Source organism: Variovorax sp. J2L1-78 (assembly GCF_030317205.1).
In the GTDB taxonomy this organism is placed as follows: Bacteria; Pseudomonadota; Gammaproteobacteria; order Burkholderiales; family Burkholderiaceae_C; genus Variovorax; species Variovorax arabinosiphilus.
Window position 1 is genome coordinate 324457 of the sequence record NZ_JASZYB010000001.1, and the last position, 17013, is coordinate 341469.

A 17013-nucleotide genomic window follows, 5' to 3' on the forward strand; every position below is an offset into this window, starting at 1 on the left:
CCATGGGTTCCTTGCGACGCGTCTGGTTCCAGATCCACTGGTTCATCGGCATCACGGCCGGCACGGTGCTGGTGGTGATCGGCGTGACCGGGGCCGCCCTGTCGTTCCGTGCCGAGATCGTGGAGGCGATCAACCCCGGCCTGCGGCACGTGGCACCGCCACCGGGTGCGCGCCTGCTCACGCCGGCCGAACTGATGGATCGGGTGCAGGCCCACTCCCCCGGGCATCGCGTCGCCAACATCCGGGTCTTCTCCGAACCGGGCCGGCCAGCCCGCATCGGCTTCGCGCCGGCGCCCGGAGAACGTCGCGGCGAGGCGCGCCTGGTCGACCCGTACACCGCGGCGCTGCTGCCGGAGCCGCAGGGCGAAGACTTCTTCGAATTCATGGAGCGCCTGCACCGCTGGCTGCTGCTGCCGCGCGATACCGGCAAGTCCGTCACCGGCACGCTCGCGGCCGGCCTGCTGGTGCTGTCGCTGTCGGGGCTGTACCTGCGCTGGCCACGGCGGCCGCTCGCCTGGCGCGCGTGGCTGCGGCTCGACTTCGGGCTCACCGGCCGGGCCTTTCTCTGGAACCTGCACGCGGTGGTCGGCACGGTCGCGCTGGTCGTGTACCTCGTGTCGAGCCTGACCGGCGTTTACTGGGGCTTCGATACGGTCCGCACATGGGTCGACGATGCGGCGGGAGAGGGTCGCACCATGCGTGCGCAGCGCGCGCAGGGCGGCGGTGCCAAGGCCGCATCGCCGCCTGCACCCGTGAAGCTCGACCTGCCGCGCGTCTGGCAATCCTTCGGCGACGTGACGCAGGGCGACTGGAGCCAGGTCACGCTGCAACTGCCGGCCCGCAACGCGTCCAACGTCGAGGCCACCTACCTGCGCGCGGTGCCCGAGCATGAACGAGCCCGCAACCGCCTCTACCTGAACGCCGCGACCGGCGAGCCGTCGCAGCACGAACGCTATGCCGACAAGCCGCTCGCGGGCCGGTTGGTGAACAGCATCTACCCGATGCACATGGGCACGTACTGGGGCTTGCCGGGGCGCATCGTGATGACGGCGAGCAGCCTAGCGATGGCCTTGTTCGCGATCACTGGCTGGATGCTCTACCTCGGCCGGCGCCGCACGAAGAAGGCGGTGCGCGCCGAGCGCGCGCGGCTGGGCGAGGGCGCGCCCGCAAGTGGTGGCGAAGCGGTGCTCATCGCCTTCGCCACGCAGACGGGGCAGGCCGAAGGGCTTGCCCTGCAGACCGCCGGCGCGCTGCAGTCGGCCGGCATCGCGGCGGTGGTCAAGCCGGTGTCGGAACTGACGGCCGACGTGCTGGCGCATTTCAAGAAGGCCCTGTGGATCGTCAGCACCTTCGGCGAAGGCGACCCGCCCGACACCGCGCGCGCCTTCGCACGCGGCTTCGCGCGGCTCGGGCCGGACCTGCGGCATCTGCAGTACGGCGTGCTCGCACTCGGTGACCGACGCTATGCGGCCTTCTGTGGGTTCGGCCGCAAGCTCGACCACGACCTGCGCACGCAAAGCGCGCAGGCGCTGTTCCCCATGGTCGAGGTCGATGCGAACGACGGCGCCGCGCTCGGCACCTGGCGCGCGGCGCTGGCACGCGTGTTCGGACTGGGGGGCGACGCGGCCTCGTCGTGGAGCACGGCCGACACCGCGGCCCGTGCGCCGGCGTTCGAGCCCTGGTACCTGAAAGGACGCCGCCTGCTCAACCCGGGCAGCGAAGGCGATCCGCTCTACGAGATCGAACTGTCCGGCCCGTCGGCGGCGACCTGGGCGCCCGGCGCGCTGGTCGAGGTGCTGCCGCCCGCGCCACCGGCGGCAGGCGATGCCCCGGTGGCGCCGCGCAGCTACTCGGTGGCCTCGCTGCCGTCCGACGGCGCCCTGCAACTGCTGGTGCGCCAGGCACGGCACGCGAACGGCCTGGGCGTGGCCTCGGGCTGGCTGACCGAAGGGGCCGCCCTCGGCGACGAGGTGCCGCTGCGGCTGGTCGCCAACCCGTCCTTCACGCTGGTGGACGACGCGCAGCCCTGCATCTTCATCGGCAACGGCTCGGGCTTCGCCGGGCTGCGTGCCCATCTGCGCGAACGCGTGCGCCGCGGGCACGGGCGCAACTGGCTGGTCTACGGCGAACGCGCATCGCGGCACGACGCGTTCTTCGTCGACGAACTTTCAGACTGGCGCGCACGTGGCCTGCTGGCACGCGCCGACATCGCCTACTCCCGCGACCAGCCCGAGCGCATCTACGTCCAGGACAAGCTGCGCGCCGCCGCCGACGAACTGGCCGCGTGGGTGAACGGCGGCGCCGTTGTCTACGTCTGCGGCAGCCTGGCCGGCATGGCGCCGGGCGTCGACGCGGCCTTCGCCGACATCCTGGGTGTGGCTGCGTTCGACGAGCTCATCGCGCGGGGGCGGTATCGGCGGGACGTGTATTGACGCTGAGCCTTCGGAACGGGGCTCGGCGATGTCGTGACACAGATTCACAATTTTTTAGCCGCGAGATCAGGGGTTCCTTACTAGACTGACGCCGACTTTCCCTTCAGTCCGTCGGACCGTTGCGAGGAGCACCATGGCCGTCGAGAAGCGTCCGTCTTCCGATCCGGACTCGGCATTGCCTGTCTCGAGCGCAGGGCCTGCCGATGATGTTCTCCAGGCGCCGGAGGCGATGGCGGTCCTGGTCGTCGACATCGTCGATTCCGTCGGGCTGATGCAGCGGCACGAAGCCACCACCGTGCGGGTCTGGGCCGACTGTGTGCGCCACGCGCGCCATGCCGTGCTGCCGCAGATGCGGGGCGCTTTGGTGAAAAGCCTGGGCGATGGCTTGATGGCACGCTTCCCGGTGGTCGCTGACGCGGTGTGTGCGGCCTTCCTCCTGCATGAGCACCTGACGCAGGCCAACGCCGGGCTCCCAGAAGATGCCAAGGTCGTCTTGCGGGCCGGCATTCATGCCACCGAGGCCTGGACCGACGGCATCGATCTCTATGGCGCAGGTGTCAACATGGCCGCCCGGCTGGGCAGCATCGCGGGGCCTGGTGAGACGATCCTGAGCGTCGAAGCGCGCGACGAGATCGCCGGCAACGTCGACATCGACTGCGAAGACCTGGGCATCTGCTACATCAAGAGCTTTGGCGATGGCGTCCGGGCCTACCGCGCGAGCCGGCCGGGTGTTCGTCCGCCGGTGGTCAACCGACGCGACGACCGCACGCCGATGCAGCCCACCGTGGCCGTGATCCCGTTCTCGATGCGAAGCGCCGGTGCCGAGCATGCGGCGGTTGGCGACCTGATCGCCGATGGCGTCATCGATCGCCTGTCGCGCTCGCCGAACATCCGCGTGATCTCGCGTCTTTCGACGAGTTTCTTTCGCGACCGCGCCGATGCCTTGCAGGCGATCGCGACGCATCTGGGCGCGACCTATGTGCTGGGCGGCGGGTACGCGGTGAACGCCGGGCGTTTGCTCGTCACGGCCGAACTGACGGAGGTGCAGACGCAGGAGGTGGTCTGGGCCGATCGCCTCGTCGGCAGCATCGACGATCTGCTGGAGGCGCACAGCGAACTCGCGCAGCAGCTCGCGCAGGCGGTCCATGTCGCCGTGTTCGACGCCGAGATGGAGCGCGTGTCGACGCAACCGTTGCCGACCCTGGCCAGCTACTCGCTGCTGGCTGGCGGCATCAACCTCATGCACCGCGCCAGTCGCACGGGGTTCAACCGCGCGCACGAGGTGCTCGAGCAGCTCATCGAGCGGCACGGTCGCGTCGCCGCACCGCGGGCCTGGTTGGCGAACTGGTACGTGCTGCGTGGTACGCGCGGCCTGTCGGACAGCCGGGCGCATGACGCTGAACAGGCGCTGGCGGCGGCGCGCAGTGCGCTGGCCTGCGATCCGTCGGACGCGCGCTCAATGGCGATCGAAGGGTTCGTGCATTGCCACCTGCGCAAGGACCTCACGAGTGCGCGTCGCCGATGCGCCCAGGCGATCGGCGCCAACCCGAACTGCGCGATGGCGTGGCTGTACATGGGGGCCATTGAAGCTTTCGAGGGTGAGGGCGCACGCGCGGTCGATGCCACACAGCGCGCGCTCGCGCTTTCGCCGATTGATCCGCAGCGCTACTACTACGAGTCGCTCGCCGCCACGGCGGCACTGGCGGCGCAGGACCACGGGCGGGCCGAAGCGCTCGCGCGCGCCTCGTTGGCGCGAAACCGCCTGCATTCGTCGACCTGGCGGGTGCTCACCATCGCGCTCGTTGCGCAGCAGCGCATCGCAGAGGCCTCGCAAGCTCTGCGAGAAGTGCTGCATCTCGAGCCCGACCTGACCATCGACAGCTACATCGAACGCATGCCGAACGGCACGCTGGCCACCGGTCATGCCTGGGCACGCAGTCTGGCCGCCGCCGGGCTGCCTGCGCGAACCACGTCTTTTCAACGACGAGGAGAACTGCAATGAGTCAACTCATGTTGGGCGGCGCGGGGGGTGCCGGTGGTGCGGGTGGTGCAGGAGGCGCCGGCGGGGCGGGCGGTGCAGGGGGCGCTGGCGGTGCAGGAGGTGCCATCGTCGGCACCTTGGGCGATGCGTACGTGAATTCGGTCATGGTCGATGCGCTCATCCAGGCGCGCGAAGCCACCGTGCTCCTGGAGGACGCCACCTCCTATGCGCCGCCGCTTCCTGCCATCGGCGCCGTCCATCCGATCGAACGCTGGGAACCCTGGGTGCGCGCCTATGTCGCGGTCGGCGAACTGTTGCGCGGGATCGACTTCGGCTTCACCGGCACCGCTGCGTCTGTCCAGTTCACCGGCGCCTCCGGTGTGCAGGCGACCATCGCCACGATCGAGCGGCCCCGTACCGCGACCTTCGAAAAACAGCTCGCACTCGTGGCGTCGTGGGCGGACCTGCGCAGCGAACGTGCCACGGAAATCATGGCGCAGATCGATCCCCAGTACGCCTTCTGGTCGTCGATCGTCTACATGCATCCCGCCCGCACGCGCCGGACCTTCGAGCTCATCAACGTCCTGCTGCAGCTTTGCGTCTATATCGAGATGCGCCTGAAGCATGCGCTGGGCTGCTGGCGACCGGTGGAATACAACCCGCAGATCCAGCCGATGATCACGACACCGGGACATGGCAGCTTTCCCAGCGGCCACGCGACGCAGGCGCATGCGGTCGCGCACATGCTTGGCCGGCTTCTCGATCTGGATGCGCGCCATGTCACGGTGACCGGGCAGTTGGCGCGGCAGGCGGCGCGTATTGCGACCAACCGCGTGGTCGCGGGCGTGCATTTCCCCGTCGACAGCATGGCGGGCCGGATGCTCGGCGTCGCCATCGCAGAGTTTTTCGAGGCGCGCTGCGGGGCGGCAAGTTCGTTCATGCACCGCACCTTCAACGCGACTTTCGCCGATGACCACCCCTCCACGGATTTCAACCCCTTTCATGCGCAGCAGGACTTGGCGGGCAACCAGTTCTACAGCGGGGCGGTGAATGGCAGCGCCGTCGAGACGCCGCTCCTGGCCGCGCTGTGGAGCAGCGCCGCCCAGGAGTGGTCGGGCCTCTTCGGTGATCTGCCATGAATCGGTCGCAAGGAACGGATCTGCCCCAGATCGACAACGCGTCGCCGCACCCCGATTCTTTCGGCCCATATCTGCGCTATGCGATCGATACCGAATTCAGGTACTTCACGTTGGAGGCATCGGGGGGGCGCCTTGCTTTGCTGGTTCAGCTGAAGCCGGGCGTGAGTGCGCAATCCTTCTTCGACGCGGTGACCCGCGCCGATCCGCGCCTGCCGGGCGAACCGGAGATCGGGCCGACCGAGGATGACGCGCCCTACGTCAGTGTGCGCGGAGACACGGTGATCGTGCGGCACGCGGGCTGGGCGGCGCTCTGGGGCAAATTGGCCGTCAGCGTCACGTTGGCGATGCCGGTCCGCTCGACCTCCAACCTGCTGGAGGCCAGAGGCGACTTGCACTACGACAGCGAGCGTCCACGCAGTCTGGCGAAGACGGTCATCGGCGTCATTGACGATGGATGTGCCTTCGCGCATCCACGCCTGCGCAAGCTCGGGTTGAATTCGCGCGTGTTCGCGATCTGGGACCAGCAGACGCGCAGTCCGATCGATGCATCGACGTCGCTCGCGCCGCTGAACTTCGGCAGGGTGCCGCCCGACTTCGGCTATGGGCTGGAGTTCTTGCGTGCCGATGCGCCGAAGCAGAACCCGCCGGAGATCGGCATCGACGCATGGATTCGGCGCTTCGCCGACGCGGATGAGACGATCGACGAGGCTGGCTGCTATGCACAGTCTGGTTTCACGTCGCTGCGCCGCCGGGCAACGCACGGCAGCCATGTGCTCGACCTGCTGGCCGGGCGCCTGCCACCCAGCGCACGCGTCAGTCCTGACCGTGTCGCGCCGCCGAGCTTTGCACCTGCCACCGATGTGGCGAGCGACGCAGACACCGACATCGTGTTCGTCCAGATCCCGCGTGCCGCTGTCGAGGATGCGTCGGGCCTCTGGCTCGACGACCACATCACCCAAGGGTTGCGCTACATCATGTCGTGCCTGCCTGATGGCAAGAGTCCCGAGCTGATCGTGAACATCAGCTATGGCCCGTCCACCGGACCGCACAACGGCACGGCGGCACTCGAGGGCTTTCTGGCCGCCATGGCCGATTTCTACGATGGACGCCCGGACCGACCGCGTCTTCAGGTGGTGCTTCCCTCGGGCAACTCGAGGCTCAGCAACGGCCACCTGCGGTTTGTGTCGACCGCCGAGAAGAAGCACGTGGAGTGGACGTGGCGAATCCCGCCCGACAATCCCGTCCCGGTCTTCGTCGAGCTCTGGGTCGACACGGCCCACCGGGCGACCATCAGCGGCGAGCTGCTGGCCCCCTCCGGCTACGCGGGCGAGCCACCGATCCTGGAGTGCGTGGAGACGGCCAAGGATTGCTGTTGGCTCCTCGTCGTCCCGCCGACCACAGGCTTGCAGGCAGCGTTGCACGGTGACTGGACAATTCGAGTGGACATCGCCGCGCCCGGCGTGGTGCTGCATGCCTACGTGGCGCGCACGTCGCCGAACATGGGCGCCCGGAGCGCCGCCAAGGGCTCACGCTTCGTCGACGGTCCCTGGGAGGCGCTTCACGGCGCATCCGCGGCACAGCGGCCGGTGCGCGAATCGCCGGCCGCCACCGGCTCGCTGCTGGACGAAGCGGGCGCCTTCAATGGCATTGCGACCGGAAATCACGCGCGCGTGAAGGTGGCAGGCGGTTATCGGTCGTTCGGACGGTGTGCCAGCCCGTACGCCTCGATCGGCCCCCTGCGCGGCGTCGGGCGGCAGGGGCCGGACCATGCGCTGCCCACCGACGAATCGTCGGCACGGCGAGGCGTGTCGGGCGCGGGCACGCTCGGCGGCTGCACGGTCAGGCTGGTCGGCACCAGCGCAGCGTCGCCGCAACTCGCGCGCTTGCTGGCCGGCCCGGGGGCGCCACCGGGGTGCCCCGCGGGGCAGCAGGACCCGGTGTTCGGTTGCGGGCCGCTGGACCCACCCTGACCGCGGTGCGATGGCCATGCGGGCATCACCCGTGTCAGCGCGTCGACGTGCCGTCGTCCAGCTGCGCGCTGGTGATCACGGCCAGCCCGCCGTGGCGGATGCGCTCGACCTCGGCCACGAAGGCCGGGCCGTGGCGCATCTGTTCGAAGACCGCCAGCTGCGCGCGGAAGGCCGGCGCGTTCGGGTCGAAGTTCTCCTGACCCGCCACCTGGGCCATGCCCGAACGGATCCACAGGTTCAGGTCGGCGGCGACCTCGGCGCTGGTCAGTGCGCCGGTCGGCGTCGGCGCGGGCCCGACGCGCAGTTCCTGCGGCGCCGACGCTTCGGCGCGCGCGGCGATGAATTCGCCGATCACCTCGTCGCGGCTGGCCGCGCTCACGGCGTGCAGCGGCGCGCCCACCCAGGCTTCGGCCGGGACGGTCTGAGCGAAGACGGGCGCGACCAGCGCCAGGACAGAGATGCTGAGGATGTGCTTGGCATTCATGATGTGTACTCCGGATGTGCGTGCGGTGAGCGGGGATCGCTGCCGTCACGGATGTCACTGTGCCGATCGGCGGCCGAAAGGGATGTGAGCCTGCTCACAGCTTTCGACAGGTCGTGCCGACGTGGTGTGCGATGACGGCCGGTGGCGCCAGCTCGGCGCTCAGCCGGATCGCCTTCCTGAGGGTGGTCAACGAACGCGGGTCGTCGACAGCGATTGCGCCAGTGCCATCGGCAGCGGCCACGGCTCGGCATGCCACTGCGCGGCGAGCCATTCAGCGCACAGCACCGCGAAGCTGAGCCCGCGCGAGCCGAGCGCGCTGCACAGCCAGGGGCCCTGCGGGGCATCGGCATCGCAGGGCCCGACCATCGGGCGCCGATCGTGCGATGCACAGCGCACGCCGGCCCAGGCCTGCACCTGGCCGTGAGAGAACGCACCGTCCAGCATCGCCGCTGCGCCGGGATGCAGCCGGGCGAGGCGCTCACGGTTGGCTTCGGTGTCGGCCTCGCGTGCCGTCGTCTCGCGGCTGTCGCGGTCGAAGGTGGCGCCTGTTAGCCAATACGCGCCATCGGCATCGGGCACGTGGGCGATGAAGTGGCCGTCGCCGTTGAGCGGTGGCGTGGGCAGATCGGGCGCCGAGACCATGCGGCCCCAGGCGACCTGACCGCGCACCGGTTGAAGGGGAAATCGCGGGGCGAGTGCGGCGCTGTCGGCGCCAGCGGCGATCACCACGCGGTCGGCGTCGATGAGCAACCGGCCTTCGCCGTCGAACAGCCGCCAATCCGTTGACGCATCACAGCCCTCGATGCGCGCCACACGCGCACCGCAGCGCACGGTCACGCCCGGCTGCGCCAGCCATGCCGCCACAAGTCGCGCGGGCTTGACCCAGCCGCTGCCGGCATGCCAGAGCGCGGTCGTGTCTTCGGGCAGGCCGGCCGATCGCAGTTGCGCCGCATCGGCTCGCCATGATTCGTTCGGCCCTTCGGCCGACCAGCCGGTCGGCAGCCGGACATCGCCCGGCGCGCGGCGCTCGATGACGCCGCTGGCGCGCCAGTCGACGCCTTCCTCGAGCCGGTCCTGCAACTGCTGCCGGGTCAGGCGCAGCCCCGCGCGCGTGAGCCGCGAGAGCAGGGCGTCGTCGGGCGACACATGCGGCGCGAACACGGCCGCCGGTACGCCGGAGGCACCGGTGGCGGGCCGATCGGCGGCGTCGAGCACCGTTACCTGCCAGCCGCGGCGCGCCAGACTGGCGGCCACCGCAGCACCGGCCAGGCCGGCCCCGATCACTGCGCAGTGGCCGGGCGTCGCCGCCTGGGCCGGCGGCGTGCGGGTTCGCACCGTCCACGCCGGCGCGAACTCACCTTCGAGGCAGTCGCGCTTGGGCGGCAGGCCGGGCGCCTTCTTCACGGCGAACCCGTTCTGCGCCAGGGCGTCGCGCACGGCGCGGGCGATGGTCCAGGTGGCGATGCCCGTGCCGCGCCGGGCGAAGCGCGAGATGGCCTTCAGCGTCTCGGGCGACCACATGGCGGGGTTGCACTCCGGGCTGAAGCCATCGAGGAAGATGCTGTCGGCCTCGAAGCGCTGGGCGCGCAGCATGGGTTGCACGTCGCCGATGCACAGCGTGAGCAGCACGCGGCCATCGTCGAAGGACAGGCGGTGGAAGCCGGGCAGCAACCCGTGCCACTGCGCGGCCAGCAGGCGCGCCAGCTCGGCAAGTTCAGGGTAGGCGGTGGCTGCGCGCAGCAGGTCGTCGCGCGACACCGGGTGGGCCTCGATCGACACGACATGCAGCAGCCGGGGGCGCTGCGTATCGCCGCGCCATGCGTGCCAGGTCGCCAGGAAGTTCAGGCCGAAGCCGAAGCCCGTCTCGAGGACGCGCCATTGCGGCCGGCCGGCCCAGCGCCCGGGCAGCCCGCAGCCGCGCAGGAACACATGGCGCGACTGCGCCAGTGCGCCGGTTTCCGTGTGGTAGATATCGCCGAAGCGTTCGCTCAGGGGCACGCCGTCGGCGCGCCAGGCGACCGGCTCGGCCACCGCGTCAGGCCGCGGGCGGCACGTAGCCCTGCGCCACGTCGGCGCCTTCGCCGAAGAAGTGCTTCTCCATCTGCCGCTTGAGGTACTCGCGGGCGCGCTGGTCGGCCAGGTTCAGGCGGTTCTCGTTGACCAGCATCGTCTGCTGCTTGAGCCAGGCGGCCCAGGCTTCCTTGCTGACGTTTTCCCACAGCCGCTTGCCGAGGTCGCCAGGGTAGGGCGGGAAGTCGAGCCCCTCCGCCTCTTTGCCGAGCTTGATGCACTGGACCATGCGTGCCATTTTGTTTGCCTTCGTGTGGGTTGCCGGGCGTGCCGTGGGCGCCACCCGCTTAGTTGATTTCGCTATTTAGAACTGAGAACTCAGTCGTTCCCTGTTCCTTATGCCGTATTCAGAATCGGCGACTTCATCGATATGCCCCTTGCGCAGAACAGAGAGCAGACCACCATGAGCCTTCGCCGCGACTTTATCAAGCTTTCCCTCGGCGCCGCCCTCGCGAGCGGCATGGCCCTCACGGCCGTGCCGTCCTTCGCCCAGACGGTGAATCTGCTCAACGTGTCGTACGACCCCACGCGCGAGCTGTATGTCGACTACAACAAGGCCTTCGCCGCCTACTGGAAGGGCAAGACCGGCCAGGACGTGGTGATCAAGCAGTCGCACGGCGGCTCGGGCAAGCAGGCGCGCTCGATCATCGACGGCATCGACGCCGACGTCGCCACGCTCGCGCTGGCCGGCGACACCGACGCACTGGTCAAGCACGGCGGCCTGGTCAAGGCCGACTGGCAGAAACGCCTGCCGCACAACTCGGCGCCCTACACCTCGACCATCGTGTTCCTGGTGAAGAAGGGCAACCCCAAGGGCCTGAAGGACTGGGACGACCTCATCAAACCGGGCGTGCAGGTCATCACGCCCAACCCCAAGACCTCGGGCGGCGCGCGCTGGAACTACCTGGCCGCCTGGGAATTCGCCAAGCGCAAGTACGGCGGCCCGGACGGTGGTGACAGCAAGGCCAAGGACTTCGTCGCCAAGCTCTACAAGAACGTGCCGGTGCTCGACACCGGCGCGCGCGGCTCGACCATCACCTTCGTCCAGCGCGGCGTGGGCGACGTGCTGCTGGCCTGGGAGAACGAGGCCTACCTGGCGCTGAAGGAATTCGGCCCCGAGAAGTTCGACATCGTCGCGCCCTCCATCAGCATCCTGGCCGAGCCCACCGTGGCGGTGGTCGACAAGGTGGTCGACAAGAAGGGCACGCGCGCCGTCGCCGAGGAATACCTGAAGTACCTCTACTCCGACGAAGGCCAGGACATCGCCGGCCGCAACTATTACCGCCCGACCTCCGAGAAGGCCAAGGCGAAGTACGACAAGCAGTTTCCCAAGCTGACGCTCTTCACCATCGACCAGGCCTTCGGTGGCTGGGAGAAGGCCGACAAGGCGCACTTCGCGGACAACGGGTCCTTCGACCAGATCTACACCAACAAGTGACCCCAGCCGGAAGCATCGCGTGACTGTTCTTTTGATTGCCGGTAGCCCGACCACGCCTTCGCGTTCGTCGGCCCTGCTCGAAGCGGTGGGCCAGCGGCTGGAAGGCCGGGGCGCCCGGATCGAACGCATCGCCGTGCGCGACCTGCCCGCGCAGCCGCTGCTGCATGCCGACTGGAGCCATCCGGCGGTCGAGCGCGTGATCGCGCAGGTCGCCGAGGCGCGCGTGGTGGTGATCGCCACGCCGGTCTACAAGGCCGCCTACAGCGGCATCCTGAAGGTGCTGCTCGACCTGCTCGCGCAGGACGCCCTCAAGGGCAAGACGGTGCTGCCGCTGGCCACCGGCGGCAGCCCGCACCACATGCTGGCGCTCGACTACGCGTTGCGCCCGGTGCTGCAGGCGCTGGCCGCGCGGCAGATCCTGCCGGGTGTCTACGCCACCGATTCGCAGGTCACGCTGACGCCCGAGGGCGCCTACCAGGTGCACGCCGACCTGGCCCGTCGGCTCGACGATGCCGCGGAGGCGCTGGCGGCCGAAGGCCTGAAGCTCGCGCCGCGGCGCGGCTTCGACCCGGTGCCCTTCTCTCAGGTGCGATGTAGCGTCTGACGGCACGCCCGTCTGCACGCCTCTCGCTCCCATTTCACCGTCCTTCGAAAACACTGCTGCGCGCGGTGCGGGACAACGCACGCCGAAAGAAACCGAACCATGACCCGTCCTGCCATTCCTCGCCGCCGCCTGATCCAGGGCGCTGCCGCCGCCGTGCTGCTGCCATCGATCAGCGCCTTCGCGCAAGCCCCCGCGCGCACGCTGCGCATCGGCAACCAGAAGGGCATCCTCAGTCTGCTGAAGGGCCGGGGCATGCTGGAGAAGCAGCTCGCGGCGCTGAACGTGTCGGTGAAGTGGACCGAGTTCACCGCCGGCCCGGTGCAGCTCGAGGCGCTCAACGTCGGCTCCATCGACTTCGGCGACGTGGGCGAAGCGCCGCCGATCTTCGCGCAGGCCGCCGGCGCGCCACTGGCCTATGTCGCGGCGACGGTGCCGCGTCCGGCGGTCGAAGCCGTGATCGTGCCCAAGGGTTCCGCGATCCGCACGGTGGCCGACCTCAAGGGCAAGAAGATCGCGCTGAACAAGGGCAGCAACGTCCACTACTTCATCGTCAAGCTGGCCGAGAAGCACGGCCTGGCCTACAGCGACCTGAACCTGGTCTACCTGCCGCCGGCCGATGCACGCGCCGCCTTCGAGAAGGGCTCGGTCGACGCCTGGGTGATCTGGGACCCATTCCTCGCCGCCGCGCAGACCACGCTCGACGCCCGCCTGCTGGCCGACGCGACCGGCGTGGTGGGCAACCGCGCCTACTACTTCTCGTCGCTCGACTACGTCGCGAAGAACGCCGACGTGCTGAAGCTCGTCGTGGAGGAGATCAACCGCATCGACCAGTGGGCCGAAGCCAACCAGGGCGCCTACGCCACCGAACTGGCGGCGCTGCTCGGCCTGCCCAAGCCGGCGCTCGACCTCTTCGTCGGCCGCAACCGCTACGGCACCACGCCGATCACCAAGGCCATCCTGGCCGAGCAGCAGCAGATCGCCGACACCTTCTTCGCGCTCAAGCTGATCCCGAAAAAGATCAACGTGCTGGACGCCGCTGCGGCCGGCATCGCCTGACGAGGACACCTCCATGCAAGTCTTCTGGTTTCTTCCCACGCACGGCGACAGCCGCTACCTCGGCACGACCGAAGGCGCGCGCACGGTCGACCTGGCCTACCTGCAGCAGATCGCCGGCGCGGCCGACCGGCTCGGCTACGAAGGCGTGCTGATCCCGACCGGCCGCTCGTGCGAAGACCCGTGGGTCATCGCGTCGAGCCTGATCGGCGCGACGAACAAACTCAAGTTCCTGGTCGCCGTGCGGCCCGGCCTGCACCAGCCGAGCCTGGCCGCACGCATGGCGGCGACCTTCGACCGGCTCTCGGGCGGGCGCGTGCTGGTGAACCTGGTGACGGGCGGCGACCAGGCCGAACTGGAAGGCGACGGCGTCTTCCTCGACCATGCGGCGCGCTACGAGCAGTCGGCCGAGTTCATCCGCATCTGGCGCGAGATCATCGCGCGCAGCCACGACGGTCAGACCTTCGACTACGAGGGCAAGCACCTGAGCGTGAAGGGCGCCAAGCTGCTGTTCCCGCCGACCCAGAAGCCGTACCCGCCGGTGTGGTTCGGCGGCTCGTCCGAAGCGGCGCACGAGTTGGCGGCCGAGCAGGTCGACACCTACCTCACCTGGGGCGAGCCGCCCGCCGAAGTCGCGAAGAAGATCGCCGACGTGAAGGCGCGCGCCGCGCGCAAGGGGCGCACGGTCAAGTTCGGCATCCGCCTGCACGTCATCGTGCGCGAGACGGAGGACGCGGCGTGGCAGGCGGCCGAAGACCTGATCAGCCGTGTCGACGACCAGACCGTGATCCGCGCGCAGGCGGCGTTCTCGAAGATGGATTCGGTCGGCCAACGGCGCATGGCTGCGCTGCATGCCGGCGGCGCCAAGCGCAAGCGCGAAGACCTCGAGATCTCGCCCAACCTCTGGGCCGGCGTCGGCCTGGTGCGCGGCGGTGCCGGCACGGCGCTGGTGGGCGATGCGAAGACAGTGGCGGCACGCATCGAGGAATACGCCGCACTCGGCCTCGACAACTTCATCCTCTCGGGCTACCCGCACCTCGAGGAGTCGTACCGCTTCGCCGAACTCGTCTTCCCGCTGCTGCCGCGCAAGCAGCGCCCGGGCCTGCCGGGCCAGACGCTGACCGGACCCTTCGGCGAGGTCGTCGCGAACCTCGATGCGCCATCGCGCCTCGTCTCCCAGAGTTGAGAACCCCATGACCGAACAAGTGCAACCCTTGCCGGCGACCAACGCGCCGTCCTTCGCGGGCCTCAAAGGCTTCGGCGCCAATGTGGCCGGGCGGCTGGTGCCGTGGATCGTGCCGGTCACGCTCATCGTCGCCTGGCAGATCGCGTCGTCGCTCGGCTGGCTGTCGACGCGCGTGCTGCCGGCGCCGCTCGACGTGGTCAAGGCCGCGTGGACGCTGACGGCCTCGGGCGAGTTGTGGACCCATGTGAAGGTGAGTGCCGGCCGTGCGCTGGCGGGGCTCGCGATCGGCGGCGGGCTCGGCCTCGCGCTGGGCCTGCTGACCGGCTCGGTGAAGTTCTTCGAGACGCTGCTCGACTCCACCATCCAGATGGTGCGCAACATCCCGGCGCTGGCGCTCATCCCGCTGGTGATCCTGTGGTTCGGCATCGACGAAACGGCCAAGCTCTTCCTCATCAGCGTGTCGGTGTTCTTCCCGATCTACCTCAACACCTTCCACGGCATCCGCAATGTCGACCCGCAGCTCATCGAGATGGGCCGCACCTACGGGCTCAGCCGCTGGCAGCTGTACCGCGAGGTGATCCTGCCGGGCGCGCTGTCGTCGATCCTCGTCGGCCTGCGCTTTTCGCTGGGCCTGATGTGGGTGATCCTGATCGTGGCCGAGACCATCTCGGCGCAGGCCGGCATCGGCTATCTCACGATGAACGCCCGCGAGTTTTTGCAGACCGACATCGTGCTGGTCGGCATCCTGCTCTACGCACTGCTCGGAAAGCTGGCCGACCTCTTCGCCCGCGGGCTGGAGCGTTGGTGGCTGCGCTGGCACCCCGGCTACCAGGCCAAGTGATCCCAGGGAGAAACACCATGACCTCATCGCTGTCCCTCACGCGCCGTGGCGCGCTCGGTACGCTGGCCGCACTTGGCGCGGCGTCTGCCTTCGCGCAGGGCACGTCGACCGTGCGCATCGGCTACCAGAAGTCGTCGACGCTCATCGTCGTGCTCAAGACCCAGGGCACGCTCGAACGGCAACTGGCCCCGCTGGGCGTCAAGCCGAGCTGGCACGAGTTCACCAGCGGCCTGCCGCTGCTGGAAGCGCTCAACCTCGACAACCTCGACTTCAGTGCCGACGTGGCCGACACCGTGCCGGTGTTCGCGCAGGCAGCCGGCGCGCAGCTCACCTTCGTCGCGCAGGAGGCGCCGTCGCCCGCGGCCCAGGCCATCCTGGTGCGCGAAGACTCGCCCATCAAGACGCTGGCCGACCTCAAGGGCAAGAAGATCGGCTTCGCCAAGGCGGCCGGTGCGCACTACCTGCTGATCGCCGCGCTCGACAAGGCGGGCCTTTCGCTCAAGGACATCGAGCCGGCCTACCTCACGCCGGCCGATGGCCGCGCGGCCTTCGAGAAGGGCGCGATCGACGCGTGGGTGGTGTGGGACCCGTTCCTCGCCGCCGCGCAGCGGCAGTCCAAGGTGCGCGTGCTGGCCGACGGCACCGGCATCGCGTCGTACCAGCGCTACTACCTCGCGAGCACCAAGTTCGCGACCGCGCGCGCCGACGTGCTGGGCGTGATCTATGCCGAGCTGGCCAAGGCCGGCCAATGGGTCAAGGCGAATCCGAAGGACGCCGCGGCCTTGCTGGCGCCGGTGTGGGGCATCGATGCCGCCACGGTCGAGCAGGCCAACGCGCGCCGCAGCTATGCCGTGCGTCCTGCGTCGCTCGACGTGATCGGCGAGCAGCAGAAGATCGCCGACGCCTTCTTCGCCGAGAAACTGCTGCCGCGCAAGATCGATGCGCTCGCATCACCGCTGTTCAAGCCGGGAGCCGGGGCATGAGTGCAGTATTCGAAGCGCCGATCATCGCGGGCGGCGTGAAGCTCGAAATCCGCAACGTGCACAAGCGCTACGGCGAACGCGAGGTGCTGCGCAACACGCAGCTCACCATCGAGCCGGGCCAGTTCATCGCCATCGTCGGGCGCAGCGGCTGCGGCAAGAGCACGCTGCTGCGGCTGGTGGCGGGCCTGGAGCCCTCGACCGACGGCACGCTGTCGACCGACGGCCGAACCATCGACGGCCTGCACGACGACACGCGGATCATGTTCCAGGAGGCGCGCCTGCTGCCGTGGCGCCGCGTGCTGGACAACGTCACGCTTGGCCTGCCGTCGCACCTGCGCGCGCGGGGCCGCGAGGTGCTCGCCCAGGTCGGGCTGGCCGACCGCGAGAACGAATGGCCGGCGCGCCTGTCGGGCGGCCAGCGTCAGCGCGTGGCGCTGGCCCGTGCGCTGGTGCACCACCCGCGGCTGCTGCTGCTCGACGAACCGCTCGGCGCGCTCGACGCACTGACGCGCATCGAGATGCACCGCCTCATCGAGAGCCTGTGGCAGACGCACCGCTTCACCGCGCTGCTGGTGACGCACGACGTGCAGGAGGCGGTGGCGTTGGCTGACCGCGTGATCCTGATCGAGGACGGCCGCATCGCGCTCGACGAGAACATTGCCCTCGCACGGCCGCGTTCGCAGGGCGACCCGGCCTTCGCCGCCATCGAAAAACGCATCCTCGACCGCGTGCTGCAGAAGCCTGCTACCGAGGAGGCGGAATCCGCCAACGACACGCGCTGGGCCGACGGCCCGGCCCACGTGCTGCGCTGGGCGGTTTGATTTTCAGTTTT

The 17013-nt window shown here is 69.3% G+C and carries 14 protein-coding genes; 11 read left to right on the forward strand and 3 right to left on the reverse strand.

All coding sequences use genetic code 11. From position 1 onward, the window contains the following. The first annotated feature begins 2 nt into the window (after positions 1 to 2). The 4 genes from QTH86_RS01605 to QTH86_RS01620 all read left to right on the forward strand — a co-directional run bounded on the left by QTH86_RS01605 (position 3) and on the right by QTH86_RS01620 (position 7522). On the forward strand, positions 3 to 2432 hold the full coding sequence (locus QTH86_RS01605; RefSeq protein ID WP_286646410.1) for a PepSY domain-containing protein: 2430 nt from the start codon (positions 3 to 5) through the stop codon (positions 2430 to 2432). 229 nt (positions 2433 to 2661) lie between these two features. Next, entirely contained in the window at positions 2662 to 4434 is a 1773-nt protein-coding gene (locus QTH86_RS01610; protein WP_286646409.1) for an adenylate/guanylate cyclase domain-containing protein, read from the forward strand. 116 nt (positions 4435 to 4550) lie between these two features. After that, positions 4551 to 5552 carry a phosphatase PAP2 family protein gene (locus QTH86_RS01615; RefSeq protein ID WP_286649368.1) on the forward strand — a complete coding sequence of 334 codons (1002 nt, stop codon included), beginning with the start codon at positions 4551 to 4553 and terminating at the stop codon, positions 5550 to 5552. Further along, positions 5549 to 7522, forward strand: a complete 1974-nt coding sequence (locus QTH86_RS01620; protein WP_286646407.1) for a S8/S53 family peptidase — start codon at positions 5549 to 5551, stop codon at positions 7520 to 7522. Before QTH86_RS01615 ends, QTH86_RS01620 begins: the two co-directional genes overlap by 4 nt. Positions 7523 to 7556: 34 nt before the next feature. On the opposite strand, the gene QTH86_RS01625 is transcribed toward QTH86_RS01620, so the two are convergent. The 3 genes from QTH86_RS01625 to QTH86_RS01635 all read right to left on the reverse strand — a co-directional run bounded on the left by QTH86_RS01625 (position 7557) and on the right by QTH86_RS01635 (position 10314). Continuing rightward, positions 7557 to 8006, reverse strand: coding sequence for a hypothetical protein (locus QTH86_RS01625; protein WP_286646406.1), 450 nt, complete (start codon positions 8004 to 8006; stop codon positions 7557 to 7559). 186 nt (positions 8007 to 8192) lie between these two features. Next, positions 8193 to 10037, reverse strand: coding sequence for a bifunctional tRNA (5-methylaminomethyl-2-thiouridine)(34)-methyltransferase MnmC2/FAD-dependent 5-carboxymethylaminomethyl-2-thiouridine(34) oxidoreductase MnmC1 (gene mnmC / locus QTH86_RS01630; protein WP_286646405.1), 1845 nt, complete (start codon positions 10035 to 10037; stop codon positions 8193 to 8195). Between the two features lie 4 nt (positions 10038 to 10041). After that, positions 10042 to 10314, reverse strand: a complete 273-nt coding sequence (locus QTH86_RS01635; protein WP_262078033.1) for an oxidative damage protection protein — start codon at positions 10312 to 10314, stop codon at positions 10042 to 10044. Positions 10315 to 10479: 165 nt separating this feature from the next. Here QTH86_RS01635 and QTH86_RS01640 point away from each other — a divergent pair, with 165 nt between their 5' ends. The 7 genes from QTH86_RS01640 (at position 10480) to QTH86_RS01670 (ending at position 17002) form a co-directional block, all read left to right on the forward strand. Further along, complete coding sequence (locus QTH86_RS01640; protein ID WP_286646404.1) at positions 10480 to 11514, forward strand: sulfate ABC transporter substrate-binding protein; 1035 nt, start codon at positions 10480 to 10482, stop codon at positions 11512 to 11514. 19 nt (positions 11515 to 11533) lie between these two features. After that, positions 11534 to 12118 carry an NADPH-dependent FMN reductase gene (gene ssuE, locus QTH86_RS01645; RefSeq protein WP_286646403.1) on the forward strand — a complete coding sequence of 195 codons (585 nt, stop codon included), beginning with the start codon at positions 11534 to 11536 and terminating at the stop codon, positions 12116 to 12118. Between the two features lie 99 nt (positions 12119 to 12217). Further along, positions 12218 to 13174: a sulfonate ABC transporter substrate-binding protein gene (locus QTH86_RS01650; RefSeq protein WP_286646402.1), complete on the forward strand. Its 957-nt coding sequence runs from the start codon at positions 12218 to 12220 to the stop codon at positions 13172 to 13174. A gap of 13 nt (positions 13175 to 13187) precedes the next feature. Then, positions 13188 to 14357, forward strand: a complete 1170-nt coding sequence (ssuD, locus tag QTH86_RS01655) for an FMNH2-dependent alkanesulfonate monooxygenase (protein ID WP_286646401.1) — start codon at positions 13188 to 13190, stop codon at positions 14355 to 14357. A gap of 7 nt (positions 14358 to 14364) precedes the next feature. Beyond that, complete coding sequence (gene ssuC / locus QTH86_RS01660) at positions 14365 to 15198, forward strand: aliphatic sulfonate ABC transporter permease SsuC (RefSeq protein ID WP_286646400.1); 834 nt, start codon at positions 14365 to 14367, stop codon at positions 15196 to 15198. Positions 15199 to 15215: 17 nt separating this feature from the next. Then, entirely contained in the window at positions 15216 to 16181 is a 966-nt protein-coding gene (locus tag QTH86_RS01665; RefSeq protein WP_286646399.1) for an aliphatic sulfonate ABC transporter substrate-binding protein, read from the forward strand. After that, positions 16178 to 17002, forward strand: coding sequence for an ATP-binding cassette domain-containing protein (locus QTH86_RS01670; RefSeq protein WP_286646398.1), 825 nt, complete (start codon positions 16178 to 16180; stop codon positions 17000 to 17002). Before QTH86_RS01665 ends, QTH86_RS01670 begins: the two co-directional genes overlap by 4 nt. Positions 17003 to 17013 lie beyond the last annotated feature (11 nt).